We start from the raw sequence: 22,210 nt of genomic DNA, 5'->3' as shown, positions 1-22,210 counted from the left end.
AATACAGGTGCCATGCTGGCGGCGCAAGCCATCGACGGATGTCGAAACACGCAAGGAGTCGCCGTGAACGCCACCGAGCTGCCCGTCGTCGTAGTCGGAGCCGGACCCACCGGTCTGGCCGCCGCCGCCCACCTCATCGGCCGGGGCATTGAGCCCCTGGTGCTCGAGACCGGGCCGACCGCCGGTGCCGCGGTGCGCGCTTGGTCGCACGTGCGTCTGTTCTCCACCTGGGGTGAAGTCGTCGACCCGGCCGCCGAAAAGCTCCTCGCCCCGGCCGGCTGGACGCGGCCCGACCCGGCCACCTACCCCTCCGGCGCGGACTGGGCCGAGCTCTACCTCCAACCACTGGCCGACGTCCTCGGCGACCGCGTACACCTCGGTGCCCGGGTGACCGGCGTCTCGCGCACCGGCCGGGACCGGATCGTGGACGCCGACCGGGACAAGCAGCCGTTCGTCGTCCACGTCACCCACGCCGACGGGCGCGAGGAGCGGATCTCCGCCCTCGCGGTCATCGACGCTTCCGGCACCTGGAGCACGCCCAGCCCGGCCGGCGGCAGCGGCCTGCCCGCCCTCGGCGAGAAGGCGGCCGCCGACCGGATCACCTATCGCGTCCCGGACCTTAAGGACTCTGCCGTCCGGGCCCGGTACGCGGGCAAGCGCACGGCCGTGATCGGGTCCGGCGCCTCCGCCTTCACCGCGCTCGCCTACCTGGCCGACCTCGCCAAGAGCGGCGACGGCGCCGGGACGAAGGCGGTGTGGATCCTGCGCCGGGGCATCTCCGGCTCCACCTTCGGCGGCGGCACCGCCGACCAACTGCCCGCCCGCGGCGCCCTCGGCCTGGCCGCGAAGGCCGCCGTCGACGACGGCTACGCGGACGCGGTCACCGGGTTCCGCACCGAGGCGATCGAGCGTGACGCCGACGGCCGCCTGGTCCTGGTCGCCGAGGACGGCCGCCGCCTCGACGCGGTCGACGAGATGATCGTGCTGACCGGCTTCCGCCCAGACCTGTCTTTCCTCGACGAGCTCCGCCTCGGCCTCGACGAACGCCTCCAGTCCCCGGTCGCCCTGGCCCCGCTTATCGACCCCAACCAGCACTCCTGCGGCACCGTCTACCCGCACGGCCACCGCGAGCTCGCCCACCCCGAACAGGGCATCTACCTGGTCGGCATGAAGTCCTACGGCCGGGCCCCGACCTTCCTGGCCATGACCGGATACGAGCAGGTCCGCTCCGTCACCGCCGCGATCGCCGGCGACCTCGAGGCCGCCGACCGCGTCGAACTCACCCTGGCCGAGACCGGCGTGTGCGGAGGCGCAGGTCTGTTCGACGACCCCGACGCCGCCCAGGGCAGCGAGGACGGCGGCTGCTGCAGTGCCCCGGCCACCCTCCAGATCGGCATCGGTGCCCCGGCTGCCTCCGGCGGCTGCTGAACGCCAACCCCGCACACAAGGAGGTCCGTCATGTCCCGCGTACAACTCGCGCTCCGCGTCCCCGACCTGGACGCATCCATCGCCTTCTACAGCAAACTGTTCGGCACCGAGCCGGCGAAGCTCCGCGACGGCTACGCCAACTTCGCCATCGCAGAGCCCCCTCTCAAGCTCGTCCTGGTCGAGGGCGCGGCAGATGAGGCAACGCGCATGGACCACCTCGGCGTCGAGGTCGACAGCACCGAGGACGTCCACGCCGCCACCACCCGCCTGAGCCAGGCCGGACTGACCACCGACGTGGAAAACAACACCACCTGCTGCTATGCCCTTCAGGACAAGGTCTGGGTCCATGGCCCCGGCCAAGAGCCCTGGGAGGTCTATGTCGTCAAGGCCGACGCCGAGACTCTGGCCAAGCAGCGGAACAGCACCTGCTGTGCCGGCCCGGCCGAAGCGGCCAAGAAGGAACCGGCCGTCTCGGGCGGCTGCTGCGTGTGGGGCTCGGAAAGTCGTCGCCGCAGGTGACGTCAGGTATTCGGTCTCGGCTGGCAGCATGTCCGCGTGACCGTCTCACTGGTGTACAAGATCGCCCGCAAGCTGCTGTCCATACCCTCGGGTACTGCTGCGCAGCCAGGCCACGAAGGACGCGGAGTTGCTCGTGTTGCGGCACGAGAACGCGGTGTTGCGTCGTCAGATCAGCGGCCGGGTGCGGTATGAGCCCGTTGATCGGTTCTGGCTGGCTGCGCTGTCGGGCCTGATACCCCGCTACCGGTGGCGTGAGGTCTTCCCGGTCACGCCCGGCACCCTGCTGGCCTGGCATCGCAGGTTCATCGCGGCGAAATGGGACTACAGCGCGCAGCGCGCCCGGACCGGGCGACCACCGACCAGGGCGGCGCTCAGGGAACTGATTCTGCGGCTCGCCCGGGAAACGCGGGGTGGGGCCACGGGCGGATCCAGGGCGAGTTGATTGGCCTCGGGCATCCGATCGCCGCATCCACCGTATGGGAGATTCTGAACGCTGCGGGCATCGATCCGGCCCCACGCCGCGCCGGCCCGACCTGGCGCGAGTTCCTCACGAACCAGGCCGAGGGCATCATCGCGGCAGACTTCTTCCATCTCGACACCGTGCTCGGACGCCGACTGTACGCGCCGGCCTTCCTCGAACACGGCACCCGGCGCGTCCACTTCTCAGGCGTCACGGCCCATCCCACCCAGGAATGGGCCGTACAGCAGGCCCGGAACACAGCCGCCGACCTCGGCATGCGGACGGACTCCCTGCGGTTCCTGCTACGTGACCGCGACGGCAAGTACGGACAGTCCTTCGACGCCGTCTTCGAGGCCGATGGCATGGAGGTGATCAAGAGCGCGCCACGAACACCGAGAATGATCGCCCACTGTGAACGGGTGATCGGCAGCATCCGGCGCGAAACCCTCGACCACATCCTTCCTGACCGCCTGCCAACGGCACTACAACGCACACCGCCCTCATCGAAGCGGAGGCCAGCCAGCTCCTGACGCTCACCAGCAGCCCACCACCGTGCACAACCCCGACGCGCACAAACTCCTACGTACACTCGGCCATGAGCCTTCTCCGATGACCGTGTGTCCAGGAGGCCGACAGGCGCACACGCCCCGCGACCGTCGGCTCCCGACACAGTGACGCCGCCGGTGCCAGGACGCTCAGCGGACATGGACCGGCAGTCGCTTGATGCCGTGGACGAACTGGTGCGGGAGCCATTCGGGCTCTCCCACCTCCATGTCGGGTACGCGGGTGAGCAGTTCGCGAAAGAGGGCCCTCAGCTGAGTCTTGGCGACCGTGTGTCCCAGGCAGTAGTGGACACCGCCGCCGCCGAATCCGACATGCGGGTTCGGCGACCGGGAGAGATCGAGAACCCCGGGCCTGTCGAAGACGGACTCGTCGCGGTTGCCCGAGCAGTAGAAGAGCCCCACCTTCTCGCCGGCCTGGATGGCGGTACCGCGGATCTCGGTGTCGGCCTTGGCCACGCGCGCGAAGTTCATGACCGGCGAGGCGTAGCGCACGAACTCCTCGACTGCGGTGCCGATGCGCGCGGGCCAGTCCGCCATGAGCCACCGCTTCTGCCCGGGGTTCCTGGAGAGGGCCAGCAGGGTGTGCGAAGTAGTCTGCTTCGTGGTGTCGTTGCCCGCGGTGGACAGCAGGACCATGAAGGCGCCGATCTGCTCGTCGGTCAGCCGTCGGCCGTCGACCTCGGCCTGGACGAGCTTGGTCATCAGATCGTCCCTGGGCCGGCGCCGTCGGTCCTGGGCGATCTCGATCGCCGCCTCGCGCAGCACCTGGACCTGACGCCGCACCAGGGCCGCGCCGTCCACGCCGGCGGCCAGATCCTCCTCGGTGGGACCCGCGAACAACACCTCGGCCGCCCGGGTGACCGCCTCGCGGTCCTGCGGGGCGATGCCGATCATGTCGGAGACGGTGCGCATGGGCAGCACGGCCGAGCAGGACGAGACGAAGTCGATCTCGCCCGCGCCAACCAGCCCGTCCACGATGTCCCGCGCATCCGCCTCGATCTGCGCCTGAATGCGCGCGATCTGCTTAGGCGTGAAGGCCGCACTGATCAGACGCCGGAACGCCATGTGGTCGGGCGGGTCCATGACGAGGAAGAAGGAGGTCTCCTGCTGGACCTCCTTGGGCAGGGGGGTGACACTGACCCCCTCGGCCGAGGAGAAGCCCTCGTGGTTCCGGCTGACGGCCACGATGTCCTCGTGGCGGGTCACGGCCCAGAAGCCCTTCTCGGCACCGGGTATCCCGCCGCCCATCGGTTCGTGCCAGGTGACTCCGCCCTCGGCCCGCAACCGCGCGAAGGTCAGCTCGCGCTCGTCGAAGGTCTTGCCCCAGAACTCCGGGCTGGAGATGTCGAGCTCGTGATGGGGCCGTGCGGGCTTGGGCCGGCTTTCAACTTGCGTCACGTCTTTCTCCACAATGTCAGGACGCGGTGGGGGGAACAGGCTGCGGCTCGTAGCTGAAGCGGGTGAGGAACGCGTCCGTACCGAGTGCCTCGACGCCGATCACACGCCCGGTGAAGCCTCCGGCGACCTCGGTCGAGACATAGCGTCCGTCGACCGTGGCGAGGGTGTGGAACCCGGTGTCGGTCAGGTAGCCCAGGTGGATCTCGTCAGGTCCCTTGGCGAAGCTGTACTGCTCGGTGTGGGCGGCCACGCGGAGGGCGAGCGGGCGGTCCGCCGCGATGCCGTCGGCGGTGGCCAGGACCTGGTCGAGCGGTCCGATGACCGCGCGGGCACAGAGGGTGCCGCCTTGGCGCTCCACTGCGACCCAGTGTGCGTCGTCGATGCGTACGACGAGGGCCACGTCCCCCTCCGGCAGGATCGCGGACGCGGTCCAGGAGGCGTCGCGGGCCCGGACGGCCAGGAGCCGTTCGGCGTCACGCGCGGCAGGCCGGCGGCCGGCCGACAGGCACAGGCCCCCGCCCGGGCGGGGAGTCGCGAAGGAACGGGGGTCGACGCCGGGTGCGATCCAGCGCGGGTGCAGCCGCGGTGAGCCGAAGTCGTCGGTGAAAGCGGTCGGCGCCTCCGGGACGGCGTACCGGTCCTCGACGATCACAGGCCAGCCGTCCACCCAGTCCACGCCGGTCAGGAATGTCTCGCGACCGTTGACGTGGGACTCGGGGAAGGATCCGCGCGGCCGCACGCCCAGGTGCACCATCGCCCAGGATCCGTCGGGCAGCTCGACCAGGTCGCCGTGCCCGGTGTTCTGCACTGGGTGGGCGATGCTGCGATGCGAGAGGACCGGGTTCGCCGGATGCGGCTCCCAGGGACCGGATGGTGCGGTGGACCGTGCGACACACACACCGTGCCCCGGGCCCGTGCCACCCTCGGCGACCAGGAGGTACCAGTAAGCGCCACGCCGGATCAGATGGGGACCCTCCGTGTGCGCCATGCCGGTGCCGCGCCAGATGACACGCGGTCCGGACAGCACCTTACCCGTGGCCGGATCGACGGTGGCCTGGGCGACGCCCTGCGGGCCCGACCAGGTCAAGTAGCACGCACCGTCCTCGTCCCAGGCCAGGTCCGGGTCGATGCCGATCGCGCCGGAGGTGTGGACGGGGTCGCTCCACTCGCCCCCGGGGTCGTTCGCGCGAACGATGAGATGTCCCTTCATCACCTCGTCCCGGTTCGTGGTCACCACCCAGAACTGGCCGTCGTGGTGCCGGAGGGTGGGCGCGTAGATGCCCGCACTGGCTCCCTCCCGACCCAGGCGCAGGCTCAACTGGCTCGGCCTGTCGAGGACGTTGCCGATCTGCTCCCACCGCACGAGGTCCCGGCTGTGGAAGATCGGAACTCCCGGGAAGTACTCGAAGGAGGAGGTCACCAGGTAGTAGTCCTCGCCGACCCGACAGATGGACGGGTCCGGGTGGAACCCGGGGATGATCGGGTTGAGGTTGCCGGTCATGTCGATCTTTCGTTCCTCACGCGTGTGGGCGGGGACCTGTGCGAAGATCCGGGATCACCCTAGCCGCCAATTTCTGTAGATCAAAGATTTTCAACAAAAGACAGGCGCTCGATCATCCTGAGCCAGGCCGCAGCGGGTCGGTCCGGCCGCCGACAGCGCCCCCTCGACACGACCCGGTGCGCGGAGCCCGGACTCACACCCGGTTGGCCGCCTCATCGACGGATGTCGCCACGACACAGGAGAGTGCGTCGCTCGCGAGCCCGGCCCGGCCGGTGACCTCGCCCGGCTCGATGCCACGGCCGCCGTCGGCCAGGGCGTAGTACAGCCGCTCGACCGGCGCTTCCAGCACGAGGCTCTCGGCCTCCCCTGCGGCGAGATCGACGCACCGGAACGCGATCAGCTGCCGAACGGGGCGGACCACGGAGGCGAACTCGCCGTGGACGTAGAGCCGCACCACCGTCTCACCGCCCGTACGACAGTCCGTGGCCGAAGACGTAGAGCGGACCCTGGACGTCGAGGCCGCGGTAGCCATGACGGGTGCCACCTGGGTATTCGTGGCCGCTGCCGTGGTGGCGGCCGCGGCAGAGCGGGATCCGGCCCAGGTGGCGCGGGAAGGCGCCGGGCAGCTTGCCGCCGGGGTTGATCAGGCCGAACAGGGTCTGCGCGATGGCGCAGCCCGCCCCCTCGGCTCACACTCGGGCGCCGAAGCGGGTAGCCGAACCTTTCGGGGGCATGCTCGAACCGTCACGCACAAAGCCTCGCTGTCGCGCTTCCGGCCGCGTCGCTCCACATGGAGGCGGCATGCCGATGACACAAATCTATCACTCCAAAAAATTAGCGGCTAGAGTGCTGCCGTGTGAGCCGACGACCCAGGCACCAGCACACGAATCGGCAGTTCAGGAACACCACATGAAGCACCGTTCCGCTTCCCGCCCCTCCTGCTGCGCACCACCAGGCAGACGGCAGGGTCACACGGCGCCCCTGCCCGCCACAAGCCCTCTCGGCGCCCTGGACGGTATGGTCCTCATCCCCGCAGGCGAGTTCCTCATGGGCACCGAGGACAGGGAGAGCATCCCGTCCGATGGCGAGGGACCGGTCCGCAGGGTGCGTCTGAGCGCCTTCCACATCGATGCGCACGCTGTCAGCAACGACAGGTTCGGCGAGTTCGTCGACGCCACGGGCTACATCACCGAAGCCCAGCACATCGGCTGGTCCTACGTGTTCGCGGGATTCCTGCCCGGCGCTCTGCGGCGCGGGGCCCCGCGACCGCCCCGTACGCCCTGGTGGTGCGGCGTCACCGGCGCCCGCTGGGACCAGCCCGAGGGCCCCGGCAGCACGATCGACGGGCGCGGCGACCACCCGGTGGTGCACGTCTCGTGGAATGACGCCATCGCGTACGCGGCGTGGGCGGGCAAGCGCCTGCCCACCGAGGCCGAGTGGGAGTACGCCGCGCGTGGCGGCCTGGAGCAGAAGCGGTATCCCTGGGGGGATGCGCTCGATCCCGCCGGCGAGTACCGCTGCAACATCTGGCGCGGCACCTTCCCCGGCAAGAACACCGCAGCCGACGGCTACCGGGGCACCGCTCCCGTCGACGCGTTCAAGCCCAACGGTTACGGCCTCTTCAACACCTCCGGCAACGTGTGGGAGTGGTGCGCGGACTGGTGGACCGCCGAACACGAGCCGCCCGGCCCTCCGCTGGTCGATCCCCGCGGCCCAGCGCGCGGCACGGACAAAGTCATCCGCGGTGGCTCGTACATGTGCCACGTCTCCTACTGCAACCGCTATCGCGTGGCCTCCCGCACCGCCAACACACCCGACGCGGCGAGCGGCCACGCCGGGTTCCGCTGCGCCCGGGACCTCGATCCCGACGGCGCGGCGCGCATCAGCCGATAGAGGGGATCCGGCCGCGGAGCGCGATCTGAGAGTGTCCGTGCGCGATGGCAAAGCACTCGCAGCGTAGAAGAAGAGGGCGCCCGTCTTCTTCAGCACGGAGGAGATCGAAGGGAATCCTTTCGCCCGACAGGCGGCGCCCACCCGTCAGCCGGTGTGCCTCAGCAACTTCCGACCGCGCCGACGCCAGGAATGTAAGATGTTCATCGAACACTCATCTGGCCACAGGGCACCTTCCGGGTGCCCAGTGCGTACGGACAGCGAGGAGCGGGGTATGCCGAACCAGGCCGCAGGTGGAAGTCACCGGTCGGCACCGGTCCACACACACCCCGACGAGGTCTCCCTCCTCACCGCACTCTCCGCAGTCGCCGATCCCGTACGGATCGCGTTGATACGGGAGTTGGCCGACTCGCCGGAATGGACGCGCAGTTGCGGCAGCTTCGACGTACCGGTCGGCAAGGCCGCGAAGAGCCACCACTTCGCGGTCCTGCGCGGCGCCGGACTGGTCGAGCAACGGGACGAGGGGCCCAAGCGGGTCAACCGGCTGCGGCGCGAGGAGTTCGACGCCCGTTTCCCCGGCCTGCTGGACCTGGTCCTGCGTGGCGGCACCGTCGAGGACGAGGACGACCGCGAGGGCGCCGACTGAGGGATCCCCTCAACAGACCGGCCTGCCGTCCGAACGACGAGACTACGGCGCCGATCTCGAACACTTCCTGCTGCACTTGGTGTGCGACCTCAATCGTCGGGTCCAGTCGCCCCTGCTTCCGCGAGTAGCCGACGATGACCGACTCCGCCGTGATGACGTCCCCTGGCTTCACGCTGACGGCGGCGTACGTCACCGAGACTCCGCCGTTGGGTGCTCTCTTCAGGTCGGGGCACTCCGCCCTCGCCCCGCCCCAGAGCAGGTCCTGGACAGCGAGGACGGGCCGACGTGGAGTCGTGTCATGTCCCGAGGTGGCGGTGATGATGGTGAACAGGGCGAACAGAGGCGCGCAGGTCGGTGAGACTCGGGAGGCTTTGCTGGTCACGGCGGAGCGACTGTTCGCCGAACGGGGTGTGCACGTGGTCTCCAACCGGCAGATCAGCGCGGCCGCCGGGCAGGGCAACAATGCCGCGGTCACCTGCGACTCCCTCATCCCGATGCTGATCGGGCGCGTCCTGCAGGGCCTGTCGGCCGGTGTCATCCCGCTCGGCATCAGCATCATGCGTGACGAGATGCCCGCCGAAAAGCTCGGCTCCGCCACCGCCATGATGAGCGCCTCGCTCGGCATCGGCTCCGCACTGGGCCTCCCGATCGCCGCGGTCATCGCCGACAACTTCGACTGGCACATCCTGTTCTGGGGCTCCGGCATCATCGGTGCCGCCGCCACCGCGCTCATCCTCAAGCTGATCCCCGAGTCGAAGGTGCGCACCGGCGGCCGCTTCGACCTGGTCGGCGCCCTCGGCCTGTCCGCCGCCCTCGTCTGCCTGCTGCTCGGCCTGTCCAAGGGCGCGGACTGGGCTGGAGCAGCGCGACCACGCTCGGCCTCTTCGCGGCCGGCATCGCGGGCCTCGCCGCCTGGGGCTTCTTCGAGGTGCGCGCCAAGGAGCCGCTGATCAAGCTGCAGACCATCGCCCGCCCGCAGGTGCTGTTCACCAACCTCGCCGGGATGATGTTCGGCTTCTCTCTCTTCTCGCTGCAGATGCTCGTGCCGCAGATCGTCCAGCTGCCCGACCAGACCGGTTACGGCCTGGGCGGCTCGCTGCTGACCGTCGGCTTCGTGCTCGCGCCGCAGGGCCTGGTCGTCATGTTCGCCGCACCGGTGTCCGCGAAGATCTCCAAGGCCCGGGGCCCGAAGACCACACTGATGATCGGCGCCGTCGTCGTCGCCGCCGGCTACGCGCTGAACCTGCTGCTGATGAGCGAGGTCTGGCACCTGATCCTGGTCTCCTGCGTCATCGGCGCCGGCGTCGGACTCGCCTACGGCGCCCTGCCGATGCTCATCATGGGCGCGGTGGCACCCGCCGAGACCGCGGCCACCAACAGCGTCAACACCCTGATGCGCGCCGTCGGTACGTCCGTCGCCAGCGCGCTGGCCGGTGTGATCGTCGCGCAGATGACCACCGACTTCGGCGGCCACGCCCTGCCCTCGGAGAACGCCTTCGAGGTGATCGTGGCCATCGGCTGCGGAGCTGCTCTGGCCTCGCTCGCTCTGGCCTCCTTCCTGCCGGGCCAACGGCCATCCTCCGCGACCGCCGGGCAGCCGACGGCCGGCGAGGCCACTGCTCCCGCGGAGGCCTCCGGCACCCGGGCGTAGCCTCACATTCCCCCTCGGCGCATCTCACCGGACTCCGAGATGCCCCGAGGGGGCTCCTCGCACGCCCACCCGCCACAGGCACCCCGGGCCCACCCCGCCCCCGACAGGGTGGGCCCGCACGAACTCGCGCGAAAATCGCACGTTCAAAGATTTTCGCTGCGCAGACCCTTGTCGGGCAGATGCCCACCCGCCTAGGCTCAGGGTCGAAACCTGGCTGAAACGTTTCATTAACATGTGTGAGCGATGCACTTCCCCATGGAGTCCCGATGAGCTCTCTCTCCCGCAGACAGTTCTGTGCAGGCACCACGGCGGTGGCTCTGGCGCCCAGCGTGGTGTCCACGGCCGGAACCGCTGTCGCCGCTCCGTCCGACGCGGGACTGGGGGCCTCCTTCGCAAAGCGGTTCGCCGCTCCGCCGGCCGCCGCCAAGCCGAAGATCCGGTACTGGTGGCCCTGCGGTGAGATCGCGGCCGCGACGCTGGACGCCGAGCTCAAGACGATCGCCGACCGCGGCTTCGGAGGCGTGGAGCTGCAGTGCATGATGACGCTGGAGCCCCAGAAGTACGGCTGGGGCAGTGACACCCAGACAGCCCGACTCGAACAGGCCGTGGCGGCGGGCCGCAAGTACGGCGTGCATGTCGACCTGACCGTCGGACCCGCCTGGCCGCTGCTCGCACCGGGGCTGACGCCCGACAGCGGACAGGCGGCGCAGGAACTGGTCTACGGACGCACCGTCGTGGCGGGAGGCGAGACATACACGGGGCCGGTTCCCGCGGGTCCCGCCCCTCACAGCGGCGTCACCGCGCAGACCTTGATCGCAGTACAGGCCTGGCGCTGCTCGGGAGACCCTGCCGCAAAGCCGACCGTTCTGGAGCAGGGATCGCTGGTGGAGCTCACCGGTGAGGTGCGCGACGGGAAGATCACCTGGACCGCACCGAAGGGCGACCAGTGGGTGCTGCTCGGATACTGGCAGCGCGGCACCGGACAGGCAGCGGTCACCGGACAGTACGTAGCGGTCGAACCGGCGTATGTGGTCGACCACTTCGCCACCGCGGGCGCCCGCGCCGCGATCGACTACACGGAGACTCACGTTTTCACCCCGCGGTTGCGCCGCCTGCTGAGGAGCAACGGTGGCAATCTCTTCGAGGATTCCTTGGAGCTGGATTCCGCCCTGCACTGGACGTGGGATCTGCTGAAGCGATTCGAGAAGCTGCGCGGCTATGCGCTGCGCGATCGGCTGCCCGTGGTCTTCATCGACAAGATCCACCGGCAGTACACGAGCGTCACGCCCGATGACACCCCTGACTTCGAGTTCAGCGACGGTGGTGGCGCGCGGGTACGCGACGACTACTTCCGCACGCTGACCGACCTGTACATCAGCGAGCACGTGGAACCGCTCAAGCACTGGGCACACGGACTCGGGCTCACGTTCCGTGCCCAGCCGTACGGAACCACCCTCGACACCCCGACCGTCGCCGCGACGCTCGACGTCAACGAAACCGAGTCGCTGGGAACCGCACCCGACTACAACGACGAGACATGGCACTGGGTCTCCTCCGGTGCCGTACACCTCGCCGGTCACGAGGTCTTCTCCCTCGAAGGGTGTGCGACGCTCAACGAGGCGTACGCGCAGACCTGGCCGCAGATGCTCAAGCACTTCAACACGGCCTTCGCACACGGCGTCAACCAGGTCGTCTACCACGGCTTCGCGACCGCGCACGGACTGGGTGAGAAGTCCTGGCCGGGCTTCTCACCCTTCACCTTCGGCCAGGGAGGCAACGGGTTCTCCGAGTCCTGGGGACCGCGGCAGACCACCTGGGCCGACACGGACAAGATCACCGGCTGGACCACCCGGATGCAGTGGCTGCTGCGGCAGGGCAGACCGCAGGTGGACCTCGTCGTCTACCGGCACAGCTACGTCAATGAGGCGCGCGTGCCGGCCGGGCTGACCGGGTTCACCTTCGACTTCGCCGGCTCGCACCAGCTGGACGGCACCCGCGTGAAGGCCCGTCGTCTGGCCCCGGAGGGCCCGGCCTACCGAGCGCTGATCATCGACCGCCAGCCCACTCTGCCGGTGGACACCGCCCGCCGGCTTCTCGCGCACGCCCGGGCCGGACTGCCCATCGTGGTCGTGGGTGAGCCGCCGCGGCGTACTCCCGGCGCCCACCACGCCAAGCAGCAGGACGCCGAACTCGCCACGATCATCCGACAGTTGCTGAAGCAGCCGTCCGTGCGCCGGGTCACCGAGCAGAGCGGAGCGGCCGAGGCCCTGAGCGAGCTCGGCGTCCGGCCCGCCGCGGACACCGGCGCGGCGCCGGGCCTGCTGGCCACGTGCCGCACCCTGGACCGGGGTGCGCTCTACCACCTGCACAACCCGACCTCTAACACGGTGACCGGGGAGGTCATCCTCGACGGCGCCGGCAGGCCGCACCGACTCGAGGCCTGGACCGGCGAGATCACCCCGCTCGGCCGCTACCGGACGGAGAAGGGGCGTACCGCCGTCCCGGTCCTCCTGGTACCGGGTGGCTCCACCGTCATCGCGCTCCCGGGCAGCGGCCGGGCACGCCACGCCGTCGCCGTCAGTGGCGGCGACGTCACGGTCACGCGAAGCGGCCGTCTCGGCCTACGTGCCACCGAGGCAGGCACCTGCACCGTCACGCTGGACGACGGCACCAAGGAACGCGTGACCGTCCCCGAGGTCCCGGCCGCGCGGCAGCTGACCAAGTGGTCGCTCTCCGTCGAGGCCTGGCACCGCGGCACCGATGGGGCACGGGCGGTCACCACACACCAGGTCGAACTCGACGGGCTCAAGCCCTGGTCGGACATCCCCGAGCTCCAGGACGCCTCGGGCGTCGGCACGTACCGGACCACGGTGCGGCTGTCCCGGCTCGACGGCGCCCACCTCGACCTGGGCCGGGTCACCGATACCTTCGAGGTGTCCGTCAACGGCAAGGTCCTCCCTCCGGTGGACCAGATCAGCCGCCGTGCCGATCTCGCCGGTCACCTCAGGGAAGGCGACAACACGATCACCGTCCGCGTGGCCACCCCGCTGCGGAACGCCCTGCGGGTGACCGACGGATTCCCCGCACAGGCACACAAGCCCCGTCAGGAGTACGGCCTCATCGGCCCCGTCCGCCTCACCCCGTACGCCGAAGTCCCGGTCCGCGGCTGACCCGTCCGTCCATACCGCGTTCCGCAGGAGAAACCATGTCGCATCAAGAGAGCGTCTACGACACCGGCGCGATGGATCGGACGGGACAACCCCGCCGAACCCTCGCCCCCGGCCGGCAGGCTCCCGCGCCGCTGCTGCGGCGGGACTTCCGGCTCGAGCACCGGCCCGAGCGTGCCGAGCTGCACATCTCCGCTCTGGGGTACTACGACGCCGAGATCAACGGCCGACCGGTCAGCGACGGCCTGCTGGATCCCCCGCCGTCGCAGTACGACCGGACGGTGTTCTCGCGCACGATCGACGTCACGAAGCTGCTGCACGCAGGCCCCAATACGCTCGGCGTCATGCTCGGCCGCGCGTACGTGTCCGGCGTCGGTGGCCCGCAGTCGGTATGGGCCACCGAGCCGCGTCTCCTGGCCCAGCTCGACATCACTTCGGCGGGCGGACACACAGCGGATCGTCAGTGACGCGTCCTGGAAGACGGCCGACGGCCCCATCCGCGACTGGATGTTCCTCGGCGAACGCTACGACGCCCGTGAGGAGCAGCCGGGCTGGACGACGCCGTCGTACGACGCCTCGTCCGGCGCGACGGCCCCCTGTGGTCGCCCCCCTGTTCGACGAGCGCCCCGCCGACGGGGTCGCCCTGCACCGTCGCCTCGGCGCGGTGGTCCTAGCAGGCACCGGACGACAGCACCGGTGGACGGCGGGAAACATCCTCGACTCCCCCCGAGCGCGACGCGGCCCCAGGCTTGCCCCACGCGTGACCGTCCCGGTGCAGTTCACCCTCGGCGACCACGAGGAGGTGTGGCGGTCCGGGCCGGATGCGCCGGCCGGGCCGGCACCTACACCGTCGTCAACGCGCTCAGCGGCAAGTGCCTGGACGTCTCGGGCGCCTCCATGGCCGACGGCGCCGCCGTCGGCCAGTACACATGCAGTGGGCAGCCCAACCAGATGTTCACGCTGAGCCCCGTCACCGCGCTGGGCAACGGCCACGACCATCAGCTCGTAGCCGTGCACAGCGGCAAGTGCGTCGACGTCTCGAACGTCTCCACCCAGCCAAGGGCACTGATCCACCAGTGGATCTGCGACCCGGCGAGCGCCCTCGGCACCAAGAAGAACCAGATCTGGCGGCTGCTGGGCAAGGCCTGAGGCCTACTGCTTCAGATCGGCCTCCTCGCCGTCGGCGTCGGGTGCGTCTGCTACGGCAGCCGGTGCGGCGGCGGCTGGAGCCGGTGCGGACGGGTCGAGGCTGGTCCGGAGTGTGACCGGCTTCAGCAGGACCGCCGCGAGAATGCCGAGCGCGGCGACGCCGGCGGCGATGAGGAAGATGGTTCCTGTCGCGTCCCCGTACACGACAAGGGTGTTCACGTGGTCCTGCGCCATCTGGTCGGCGACCTGACGGGCCAGGACGGCGCCGAGGACGGTAACGCCGAACGTTCCGCCGAGGAAGCGAAAGAAGGTCACCGTGGTACTGGCCGTGCCGATGTCCTTCATCGGCACGGAGTTCTGCACAACGAGGATGAAGTTCTGCATGGTCATGCCGACGCCGGTGCCGATGCACAGCATCGCCACGCTCATGAAGACCAGGGACGTCCTGTGGTCGATGGTGCCGAGTCCGGCGAACCCGGCAGTGAGCAGCACGGAGCCGAGGACGACGAAGGGCTTGAGCTTCCCCGTCCTGCTGATCAGGCGGCCCGCGACGATGGACGAGACCAGTACGCCGCCCATCATGGGGATGGTCAGCAGCCCCGCCTCGGTGGCCGTGTGGCCACGGCTGACCTGGAAGTACTGGCTGAGGTAGACCGAGGCCGCGAACATGGCCGTACCGGCGGCGAGGCTTCCGAGGATCGCGAGCACGGTGGTGCGCTGCTTGATGATGTGGAGCGGCACGATGGGTTCGGCGGCGCGCGTCTCCACCCAGAGGGCGATGGACAGCAGCACCAGTGCCGCCCCGACCATCGCGACGGTCTGCCAGGACGCCCAGGCGAACGAGCTGTCCACGAACGAGATCCAGATGAGCAGGACGCTGACGCCCGAGGCGATGAGTGTCGCGCCCAGGTAGTCGATCTTCACGTCGTCGCGGACGACGACGGGGAGGTGCAGCGTCCGCTGGAGCAGGAACAGGGCCGCGACGGCGACCGGCAGGCTGATGAAGAAGCACCAGCGCCAGCCCAGCCAGGAGGTGTCCACGATGAGGCCGCCGAGGAGCGGGCCGCCGATGGTGGACAGGGCCGTGACACTGCTGAGGTAAGCGCTGTACCGGCCGCGTTCCCGCGGCGGGATCATCGCCGCGATGGCGATCTGGACGAGGGCCTGCACACCGCCGACGCCGATGCCCTGGAGGGCACGCGCGGCGATGAGCTGCCCCGCTGACTGGCTGGCACCCGCCGCCACCGACCCCAGGATGAAGACGGTGACGGCGATCTGTACGAGTGTCTTCTTGCTGAACAAGTCGGCCAGCTTGCCCCAGATGGGGGTGGTGGCGGTGGTGCTGAGCAGGGTCGCGGTGACGATCCAGGTGTACTGGGTCTGCGACCCGTGCAGCGCGCCGATCATCTGGGGCAGCGCCGTGGAGACCACCGTGCTGCTGAGCGTCGCGACGAAGAGCGAACTCAGCAGGCCGCTGAGGGCGACCAGGACCTGTCGTTGGGCCTTGGGCCGGTCGTCTGCGGTGGTGGTCGCGTTCACCGCGGCTGTGCTCATCAGGTGGCCTCCGGGAGGGTTGGACGGACGGATGGTCGGGGGAGGGAGAAGCGCTACACGATCACGGTGCGGACGCCCTCCCCTCGCTCGAGCAGCCCGATACCCTCGTTGACCTCGTCGAGCGTGATACGCCGGGACACCATCGCGCCGAGGTCCAGCCGGCCGGTCTCCGCGAGACGGATGTAGCGGGGAAAGTCCCGCAGGATCTGGGAGCCGCCCACGACGGAGCCCTGGATCCGCTTGCCGGTGAAGATCGCGGACACCGCCGGGAGGGTCAGCGTCGCGTCCCTTTGCGGCGGCATCCCGATGTAGGTCACCGTGCCCTCCATGCGGGCCATGTCGAAGGCCTGCACGAGGAGCGGCGGCAGTCCGACCGCTTCGAAGGAGTGGTCGGCACCGCGCCCGTCGGTGAGCGCGCGGACCTGCTCGACCGGATCACCGTCGGCCGGGTCGACGGCGTGGGTAGCCCCCACCCGCAGGCTCGCTTCCCGGCGCCCGGCCGACAGGTCGACGGCGATGATGGTGGACGCCCCGGCGATACGCGCCCCCTGGATGACGGACTGGCCGACGCCACCGCAGCCGATGACGGCCACACTCGACCCGGGCTGGACGGACGCGGTGTTGAGGGCGGCGCCGAGGCCGGTCGTCACACCGCAGCCCAGCAGGGCCAGTTCCTCGTCGGGCAGGTCGGTCCGTACGGCGACGACGCTCGCCTCGTCCACGACCATGGCCTCGGCGAACGAGCCGCAGCCGCACAGCGCCGGCGCCTTCTTCCCCCCAGGGAGATCGAACCGAGGCACCATTCTGGAGGCCCCGCGCTCGCAGTGGTTGGACATCGCGTTGACGCACCACCAGCACGCACCACAGGCGGGCGAGACGGAGGCGAGCACTCTGTCGCCGACGCCGACCCGGCGCACGTCGGGTCCGACGGCTTCGACCGTGCCGCACGCCTCGTGCCCGGGGACCAGGGGATCGGTCCGTTCGGCCCGGTTGATCGAGGTCAAGTCGGTATGACAGATACCGCTGGCCGCGACCCTCACCAGGACATCCCGGGGCCCGATGGCCGGGGTCGGCAGCTCTTCCAGCACCAGCGGTTCGCCCGGCTGGTATGCGACGGCGACCTTCATCACGCGTCTCCCTTCGTGGGGGGAACGAGCTCCGGCGGGATACCGATGGTGTGGGGCTCGAGGTACTGGTGCAGGCCCTCGATGCCGAGTTCGCGGCCGATTCCCGACTCCTTGAACCCGCCGAAGGGCACCAGCGGCTGAGGGGGTATGGCGCCGTTGACCACGGTTCCGCCGGTGCGCAGCCGCCGGGCGAGGGCGAGGCCCCGCGCGGGGTCACCGGTCCACACGCTGCCCGACAGGCCGTACCGGGTGTCGTTGGCGATCCGGACCGCGTCGTCGCCGCCGTCGTGCGGGATCACACATACGACCGGCCCGAAGATCTCCTCCTGCGCCACCCGCATGGAGTTGTCGACGTCGCCGAGGACGGTCGGCTCGACGTACCACCCCTTGGGCAGGTGGCTCGGGCGGCCACCGCCGGCCACGATCCGGAAGCCCTCCTCGGCCGCGAGCCCGATGTAGCCCTCCACACGGTCGCGCTGCCGCTCGGCGACGAGCGGGCCGACCATGGTCGACGGGTCGTGCGGGTCTCCGACCGGGATGCTCGACGCCATGGCCGCCGCCGACTCCAGGGCCTCCGCGTACCGCGACCGGGGCACCAGGATCCGAGTGACGGCGGCGCAGACCTGCCCCGAGTTGTGCATGCTGGCGCGGAACAGGTTGGCGGTCACGGCCGGCACGTCCGCGTCGTCGAGGACGAGCGCCGCGGACTTCCCGCCGAGTTCGAGGGAGACCCGCTTGACCCGGTCGCCACACAGACTCATGATCCGCTTTCCGGCCGCGGTCGAACCGGTGAAGGCGATCTTGTCCGTGCCGGGGTGGGTGACCAGGTGCTCGCCCACCTCGCGGTCGCCTGGTACGACGTTGACCACCCCCGCCGGCACGCCCGCTTCGTGCAGCACCTCGGCGAGGATGTAGTTGCTGAGCGGTGCCTCGGGCGGCGGTTTGAGCACCACGGTGCAGCCGGCCGCCAGCGCCGGTGCCACCTTCCACGCGGCCAGTGTTACCGGGGCGTTCCAGGGCACGATCGCGCCGACCACGCCGACCGGGTCCGACACCACCAGACCGACGCGGTCTCCGGAGCGCACGACACGGTCGAACTCGAAGCTCCGGATCAGCTCGGCGTAGTAGTCGAACACCGGGGCCACCGTCCCGGTCTGGAGGGGCGCCTGGCTGCCGGCGACGCCCATCTCGTCCACCAGCAGGTCGGCGATCTCGGCGCTGCGCCACCGGAACAGTTCGGCGGCGCGGGCCAGGACGTCGGCGCGTTCGTGCGGTGTCATCCGGGGCCACGGGCCGTTGTCGAAGGCGGCGCGAGCGGCTGCCACCGCGCGGTCGATGTCCTCGGTGGTCGAGACCGGAACCTCGCCGATGACCTCCTCGGTCGACGGAGAGACGACCTTCAGGACCGACGTGCCCGCCGGTTTGGCCCACTCACCTGCTATGAAGAACTCCCGCCGGTACATCAGGTGATCTTTCACGGCTTCTGCCTTCCTACTTCGGTGCGCTTGCCGGGTGGGGGGCGTGGTCGACGACGAGTCGACGGTGTGCGCGCAGTTCGCGGTGGCTGTTCCAGCCGAGCACTCCGACGGTCTTGCCCTCGTGGCCGTAGGCGGCGACGAAGCTGCGGTCGTCCGGGCTGCCGTGCACGATCGTCACGTCCGCGTGTTCGGGGAAGATGCCGTAGGCCTGGATGCGGGCGTCGTACTGGTCGCTCCAGAAATAGGGGATGGGGGCGAAGGGGCGTTGTTCGCCGAGGATGCCGGCGGCCACGGCCATGCCCTGTTCGGTGGCGTTGAGGCGGTGTTCGACGCGCATCCGCAGACCGAAGTGCGGGTTGTGCCAGGAGGCGACGTCCCCGGCGGCGTAGATGCCGGGGGCGGCCTGGCAACGGGCGCCGCACTCCACACCGTTGCCCAGGGGAAGACCGGAGTCGGTCAGCCAGCCCGTGGCCGGTGTGGAGCCCACGGCGACCAGGACCAGGTCGGCGTCGAGTTTCGTACCGTCGGCCAGTTCGACGGAGACCACCCGGCCGGCGGACTCCAGGAACCGGGACACACCGACCCCCAGGCGCAGTTCGACGCCCCGATCGCTGTGCATCTGGGCGACGAGTTGGCCGATGCGGTCTCCGAACTGCCGGTGCATCGGCACCGGGAGCGGGTCGACCAGGGTGACCTCCAGCCCCATGGTGCGGGCCACTGCCGCCACCTCGGCCCCGAGGAACCCGGCGCCGACCACCACGACCTTCGGCCGGGCCAGCAGGTGGGTGCGGAGCGTGAGGGCGTCGTCGAGCGTACGCAGGACGTGCACGCCCGCCAGATCGTCGCCGGGCAGCCGGCGCGGGGTGACACCGGTGGCGATGACCAATGAGTCGTACGCCACTTGAGCGCCGTCGTTCAGCCGGACCTCGCGCCTCGCGGTGTCCAGTCCGACCGCCGACCGTCCGAGCCGGAAGTCCGCGTCCAGCCTGGCGATGGCCGCGTCGTCACGCAGCCGTACCTTCTCCGGCTGCCAGTCGCCGGCGAGGACCTGTTTGGACAGCGGCGGCCGGTCGTACGGAAGGTGCGGCTCGTCCCCGACGAGGGTCAGTGTCCCGTCGTATCCCTTGTTGCGCAGGGCTTCGGCCGTGGCCAGTCCGGCGGCCGAGGCGCCCACGATCACCACATCCCTGGGCACCAGCATCATCACCAGGTCACCGGAAGCTCGTAGGCCCCGAAGATGAACCCGTCGTGCTTGAACGGGATGTCCTCCAGGTCCGCTGCCAGGGCCAGCGTCGGGATCCGCCGCAGGAGGGTGGGGTAGGCGACCTGGAGCTCCATGCGGGCCAGCGGCTGGCCCAGGCACTGGTGGATCCCGTACCCGAACGTCACATGACGGCGGGCGTCGCGGGTGAGGTCCAGGCGGTCCGGGTCGGGGAAGACGGAGGGGTCCCGGTTCGCGGTCTCGTTGACCGTGATGATGCCTTCGCCGGCCCGGATGACCTGGCCGGCGATCTCGATGTCCTCCAACGCCACCCGGCGCAGCCCGCCGTGGGTGATGGTGAGGTAGCGCAGCAGTTCGTCGACCGCGGAGGCGACCAGCTTCGGGTCCTCGGTGTCGCGCAGGAGGGCGAACTGGTCGGGGTGCTGGAGCAGGGCCAGCGTGCCCAGCGTGATCATGTTCGCGGTGGTCTCGTGCCCCGCGAACAGCATCAGCACCCCCATCTCGGTCGCTTCTTCCCGGGCCAGCTCGCCGGCCTTGATCCGCTCGGCGAGCCCGGAGAGCAGGTCCTCAGCGGGGTGGGCGAGCTTCTCGGCCAGCAGCCCGTCCAGGTACTCGGCCAGCCGCTGCCGGGCCGCCGCACGCTCCTCACCGGTCGTTTCCCGGTTGATGATGGTCTTGCTGTTGGACTGGAAGAAGTCGTGGTCGCCGTAGGGCACGCCGAGCAGGTCGGAGATCACCAGCGACGGCACCGGCAACGCGAACGCCTCGACCAGGTCGGCCGGTTTCGAGCCGTCGAGCATCTTGTCGATCAGGTCGTCCACGATCCGCTGAGTGGGCGGACGCAGAGCCTCCACCCGCTTGATGGTGAAGGCGGACGTCGCCATGCGCCGCAGCCGGGCGTGTTCGGGGTCGTCCATCATGATGAAGCTGGTGCCGACCGACGTCCTGCCCTGCTTCTTCAGGACGTCGATCATCGCGGCCTCGCCGGGCGAGAGCTTCGGCGCCCCCGGACGGAACGGATCCACGCTGACCCGCTGATCGGACAGGACCTCTCGGTGTTGCTCCCAGCCGGTCACCAGCCATGCGAGGGTCCCGTCCCACAGCCGGATCCGGGTCAGCGGTCCCTCCGCCTGGCGTGCCCGCATCGAGGGTGCCGGGTCCAGGGGGCACCGCGCGGGCCTGCTGATGTCGTACTCCGGAGTTTCCTCCGGGGTTCGGTTCGTCGTGTCGCCTACTGCACTGGTCACTGCCGTCTCCTCGCTCGTGGGGGAGGTCGTGGGGGATGCTGCAGCGAGAGATCGTCGAAGGTGTTGTGGTGCGCCGCGACGACGCGGCGCACCACACCCCGCGGGTCGCGGGCGGAAGAACACTCACGGTCCGGGTTCACCGCGCTCGGGGTGTCCCGGCCGGGGCCCGGTCATGAGACGTCCCGCGCCGAGGGCGGCACAAGCCGCGGACTTCGACGCTGCGAACCACTCGGTCTCCTCTGAATCGACGTCGCTGGGACCAGGCAACACCACTCCGCGAGTTAAGTCAATCCATTGATTTAATTTTCGGTCGAACCCACCCTCCACTCCCTTCAGGCCTGCCCCGAAGGGGCAGGCCGTCAGTCCTCGCGCGTGACCGGCGCCTGCCACAGCGCGACGACGGCGTCGATCAGGCCGTTCGCTGCCTCGCGCCAGCTCGCCCGGGAGGTGGGCTCGCCATCCGCGAGGGCACGCTCGCGCTCGGCCACCATCTGAGTGATGAGGTGCCGCGTCATGGCGGCGCGCTCGGCGTGCACCTCAGGCGGCAGCTCGGCCACACAGCGATTCAAGCCCTCCTGGAGCTTCTGCATCGACGGCGAGGCCGCCGCAAACTCCTCGCTCGTGACCGCACGCAGGGCAGGGTCCGCCGTCACCTGCGCGATGAACCGGCCGTACCAGCTCGGGGTGCCAAGGGCCGCCACATGTTCGGTGACAGGACGCACCGCGCAGGCCACCCAGTCCCGCAGGTCCACGGAGCCACCGATGGCCTCGAGCATCCGCACACGATTGACTTCTATGACCTCGGCATGCCTGCGGGAGATGGCGCGCACCAGGTCGATCTTGGTGCCGAAGTGATAGCTGACCGCGGCGTTGTTGCCCTGTCCGGCAGCCTCGCTGATCTGACGGTTGGCTACCGCGTGCACGCCATGTTCGGCGAACAGTCGCTCCGCCGCCTCCAGGAGCGCCTCCCGCGTCGCATGGACCTGCTCATCCCGTCTCGTCCTGCCGGCCATCATCACCACCCCTTCGGGACTTCACGCTAGTCCGCCGAAGGCCCGTCCCCAGACCATCGCGGCTCCTCGGCCAGGTCGGCGAGGTCAAACGACGAAAGCGTACGCAATACAAGGGCCGGTTCAGGCCAGTCTCCACACCTGACGCCCACCACGGCGTTTCCGTCGGATTCGGCCAGCCCGACTTGAACCCGGCCATG

Annotated in this window: 18 protein-coding genes and 2 pseudogenes; 10 read left to right on the top strand and 10 right to left on the bottom strand. The window is 69.9% G+C overall.

What is annotated here, in order from left to right; translation table 11 throughout:
* The first annotated feature begins 12 nt into the window (after nucleotides 1–12).
* The 4 genes from ACH4U7_RS35325 to ACH4U7_RS35310 all read left to right on the top strand — a co-directional run bounded on the left by ACH4U7_RS35325 (nucleotide 13) and on the right by ACH4U7_RS35310 (nucleotide 2,937).
* The gene (locus ACH4U7_RS35325; protein WP_398531859.1) at nucleotides 13–1,428 is read left to right on the top strand and encodes an NAD(P)-binding domain-containing protein; all 1,416 of its coding nucleotides are present in this window, start codon (nucleotides 13–15) and stop codon (nucleotides 1,426–1,428) included.
* A gap of 30 nt (nucleotides 1,429–1,458) precedes the next feature.
* Entirely contained in the window at nucleotides 1,459–1,947 is a 489-nt protein-coding gene (locus ACH4U7_RS35320; RefSeq protein WP_398531858.1) for an ArsI/CadI family heavy metal resistance metalloenzyme, read from the top strand.
* Nucleotides 1,948–2,080: 133 nt separating this feature from the next.
* Nucleotides 2,081–2,389 (top strand): hypothetical protein, encoded by a 309-nt coding sequence (locus ACH4U7_RS35315; protein ID WP_398531857.1) that lies wholly within the window; start codon nucleotides 2,081–2,083, stop codon nucleotides 2,387–2,389.
* Nucleotides 2,386–2,937: a hypothetical protein gene (locus tag ACH4U7_RS35310; RefSeq protein ID WP_398531856.1), complete on the top strand. Its 552-nt coding sequence runs from the start codon at nucleotides 2,386–2,388 to the stop codon at nucleotides 2,935–2,937. Before ACH4U7_RS35315 ends, ACH4U7_RS35310 begins: the two co-directional genes overlap by 4 nt.
* 165 nt (nucleotides 2,938–3,102) lie before the next feature.
* Here ACH4U7_RS35310 and ACH4U7_RS35305 read toward each other — a convergent pair whose 3' ends face one another.
* From ACH4U7_RS35305 to ACH4U7_RS35290, 4 genes are all read right to left on the bottom strand, one after another.
* Nucleotides 3,103–4,368, bottom strand: coding sequence for a cytochrome P450 (locus ACH4U7_RS35305; RefSeq protein ID WP_398531855.1), 1,266 nt, complete (start codon nucleotides 4,366–4,368; stop codon nucleotides 3,103–3,105).
* Between the two features lie 16 nt (nucleotides 4,369–4,384).
* Nucleotides 4,385–5,869: a family 43 glycosylhydrolase gene (locus ACH4U7_RS35300; protein ID WP_398531854.1), complete on the bottom strand. Its 1,485-nt coding sequence runs from the start codon at nucleotides 5,867–5,869 to the stop codon at nucleotides 4,385–4,387.
* Nucleotides 5,870–6,062: 193 nt separating this feature from the next.
* Complete coding sequence (locus tag ACH4U7_RS35295; protein ID WP_398531853.1) at nucleotides 6,063–6,401, bottom strand: fibronectin type III-like domain-contianing protein; 339 nt, start codon at nucleotides 6,399–6,401, stop codon at nucleotides 6,063–6,065.
* The gene (locus ACH4U7_RS35290) at nucleotides 6,331–6,495 is read right to left on the bottom strand and encodes a hypothetical protein (RefSeq protein ID WP_398531919.1); all 165 of its coding nucleotides are present in this window, start codon (nucleotides 6,493–6,495) and stop codon (nucleotides 6,331–6,333) included. Before ACH4U7_RS35290 ends, ACH4U7_RS35295 begins: the two co-directional genes overlap by 71 nt.
* 283 nt (nucleotides 6,496–6,778) lie before the next feature.
* Between ACH4U7_RS35290 and ACH4U7_RS35285 the strand changes: the two genes are divergently transcribed.
* From ACH4U7_RS35285 to ACH4U7_RS35260, 6 genes and pseudogenes are all read left to right on the top strand, one after another.
* Nucleotides 6,779–7,762 (top strand): formylglycine-generating enzyme family protein, encoded by a 984-nt coding sequence (locus ACH4U7_RS35285; protein WP_398531852.1) that lies wholly within the window; start codon nucleotides 6,779–6,781, stop codon nucleotides 7,760–7,762.
* Between the two features lie 271 nt (nucleotides 7,763–8,033).
* Nucleotides 8,034–8,405 carry an ArsR/SmtB family transcription factor gene (locus ACH4U7_RS35280; RefSeq protein ID WP_398531851.1) on the top strand — a complete coding sequence of 124 codons (372 nt, stop codon included), beginning with the start codon at nucleotides 8,034–8,036 and terminating at the stop codon, nucleotides 8,403–8,405.
* Nucleotides 8,406–8,557: 152 nt separating this feature from the next.
* Nucleotides 8,558–10,056: pseudogene (locus ACH4U7_RS35275) on the top strand (MFS transporter).
* Nucleotides 10,057–10,322: 266 nt separating this feature from the next.
* Nucleotides 10,323–13,226, top strand: coding sequence for a glycosyl hydrolase (locus ACH4U7_RS35270; protein WP_398531850.1), 2,904 nt, complete (start codon nucleotides 10,323–10,325; stop codon nucleotides 13,224–13,226).
* Nucleotides 13,227–13,261: 35 nt separating this feature from the next.
* Nucleotides 13,262–13,745: pseudogene (locus tag ACH4U7_RS35265) on the top strand (alpha-L-rhamnosidase N-terminal domain-containing protein); the annotation flags it as partial.
* A gap of 282 nt (nucleotides 13,746–14,027) precedes the next feature.
* Nucleotides 14,028–14,372 (top strand): RICIN domain-containing protein, encoded by a 345-nt coding sequence (locus ACH4U7_RS35260; RefSeq protein ID WP_398531918.1) that lies wholly within the window; start codon nucleotides 14,028–14,030, stop codon nucleotides 14,370–14,372.
* A gap of 3 nt (nucleotides 14,373–14,375) precedes the next feature.
* Here the strand turns inward: ACH4U7_RS35260 and ACH4U7_RS35255 are convergent, their stop codons facing one another.
* From ACH4U7_RS35255 to ACH4U7_RS35230, 6 genes are all read right to left on the bottom strand, one after another.
* Entirely contained in the window at nucleotides 14,376–15,926 is a 1,551-nt protein-coding gene (locus ACH4U7_RS35255; RefSeq protein WP_398531849.1) for an MDR family MFS transporter, read from the bottom strand.
* 53 nt (nucleotides 15,927–15,979) lie between these two features.
* Nucleotides 15,980–17,053 (bottom strand): Zn-dependent alcohol dehydrogenase, encoded by a 1,074-nt coding sequence (locus ACH4U7_RS35250; protein ID WP_398531848.1) that lies wholly within the window; start codon nucleotides 17,051–17,053, stop codon nucleotides 15,980–15,982.
* Complete coding sequence (locus tag ACH4U7_RS35245) at nucleotides 17,053–18,516, bottom strand: aldehyde dehydrogenase (protein ID WP_398531917.1); 1,464 nt, start codon at nucleotides 18,514–18,516, stop codon at nucleotides 17,053–17,055. The genes ACH4U7_RS35250 and ACH4U7_RS35245 overlap by 1 nt, the downstream gene beginning before the upstream one ends.
* Nucleotides 18,517–18,544: 28 nt before the next feature.
* Nucleotides 18,545–19,735 carry an NAD(P)/FAD-dependent oxidoreductase gene (locus ACH4U7_RS35240; RefSeq protein WP_398531847.1) on the bottom strand — a complete coding sequence of 397 codons (1,191 nt, stop codon included), beginning with the start codon at nucleotides 19,733–19,735 and terminating at the stop codon, nucleotides 18,545–18,547.
* On the bottom strand, nucleotides 19,735–21,000 hold the full coding sequence (locus ACH4U7_RS35235) for a cytochrome P450 (protein WP_398531846.1): 1,266 nt from the start codon (nucleotides 20,998–21,000) through the stop codon (nucleotides 19,735–19,737). Before ACH4U7_RS35235 ends, ACH4U7_RS35240 begins: the two co-directional genes overlap by 1 nt.
* Before the next feature lie 359 nt (nucleotides 21,001–21,359).
* Entirely contained in the window at nucleotides 21,360–22,013 is a 654-nt protein-coding gene (locus tag ACH4U7_RS35230; RefSeq protein ID WP_398531916.1) for a TetR family transcriptional regulator, read from the bottom strand.
* Nucleotides 22,014–22,210: the final 197 nt, after the last annotated feature.

Origin of the sequence: Streptomyces sp. NPDC020845 (assembly GCF_044334165.1) — a bacterium.
Taxonomy (GTDB): Bacteria; Actinomycetota; Actinomycetes; order Streptomycetales; family Streptomycetaceae; genus Streptomyces.
Note: the sequence above shows the minus strand (reverse complement) of the source record. Positions and strands in the feature narration are given on the sequence as shown.

Bases quoted from the DNA above. Each gene is read 5' to 3' on its own strand.
- ACH4U7_RS35325 (WP_398531859.1), top strand. From the start codon at position 13: ATGCTGGCGGCGCAAGCCATCGACGGATGTCGAAACACGCAAGGAGTC.
- ACH4U7_RS35320 (WP_398531858.1), top strand. From the start codon at position 1,459: ATGTCCCGCGTACAACTCGCGCTCCGCGTCCCCGACCTGGACGCATCC.
- ACH4U7_RS35300 (WP_398531854.1), bottom strand. From the start codon at position 5,869: ATGACCGGCAACCTCAACCCGATCATCCCCGGGTTCCACCCGGACCCG.
- ACH4U7_RS35295 (WP_398531853.1), bottom strand. From the start codon at position 6,401: ATGGCTACCGCGGCCTCGACGTCCAGGGTCCGCTCTACGTCTTCGGCC.
- ACH4U7_RS35285 (WP_398531852.1), top strand. From the start codon at position 6,779: ATGAAGCACCGTTCCGCTTCCCGCCCCTCCTGCTGCGCACCACCAGGC.
- ACH4U7_RS35280 (WP_398531851.1), top strand. From the start codon at position 8,034: ATGCCGAACCAGGCCGCAGGTGGAAGTCACCGGTCGGCACCGGTCCAC.
- ACH4U7_RS35270 (WP_398531850.1), top strand. From the start codon at position 10,323: ATGAGCTCTCTCTCCCGCAGACAGTTCTGTGCAGGCACCACGGCGGTG.
- ACH4U7_RS35255 (WP_398531849.1), bottom strand. From the start codon at position 15,926: ATGAGCACAGCCGCGGTGAACGCGACCACCACCGCAGACGACCGGCCC.
- ACH4U7_RS35250 (WP_398531848.1), bottom strand. From the start codon at position 17,053: ATGAAGGTCGCCGTCGCATACCAGCCGGGCGAACCGCTGGTGCTGGAA.
- ACH4U7_RS35245 (WP_398531917.1), bottom strand. From the start codon at position 18,516: ATGTACCGGCGGGAGTTCTTCATAGCAGGTGAGTGGGCCAAACCGGCG.
- ACH4U7_RS35240 (WP_398531847.1), bottom strand. From the start codon at position 19,735: ATGATGCTGGTGCCCAGGGATGTGGTGATCGTGGGCGCCTCGGCCGCC.
- ACH4U7_RS35230 (WP_398531916.1), bottom strand. From the start codon at position 22,013: ATGGCCGGCAGGACGAGACGGGATGAGCAGGTCCATGCGACGCGGGAG.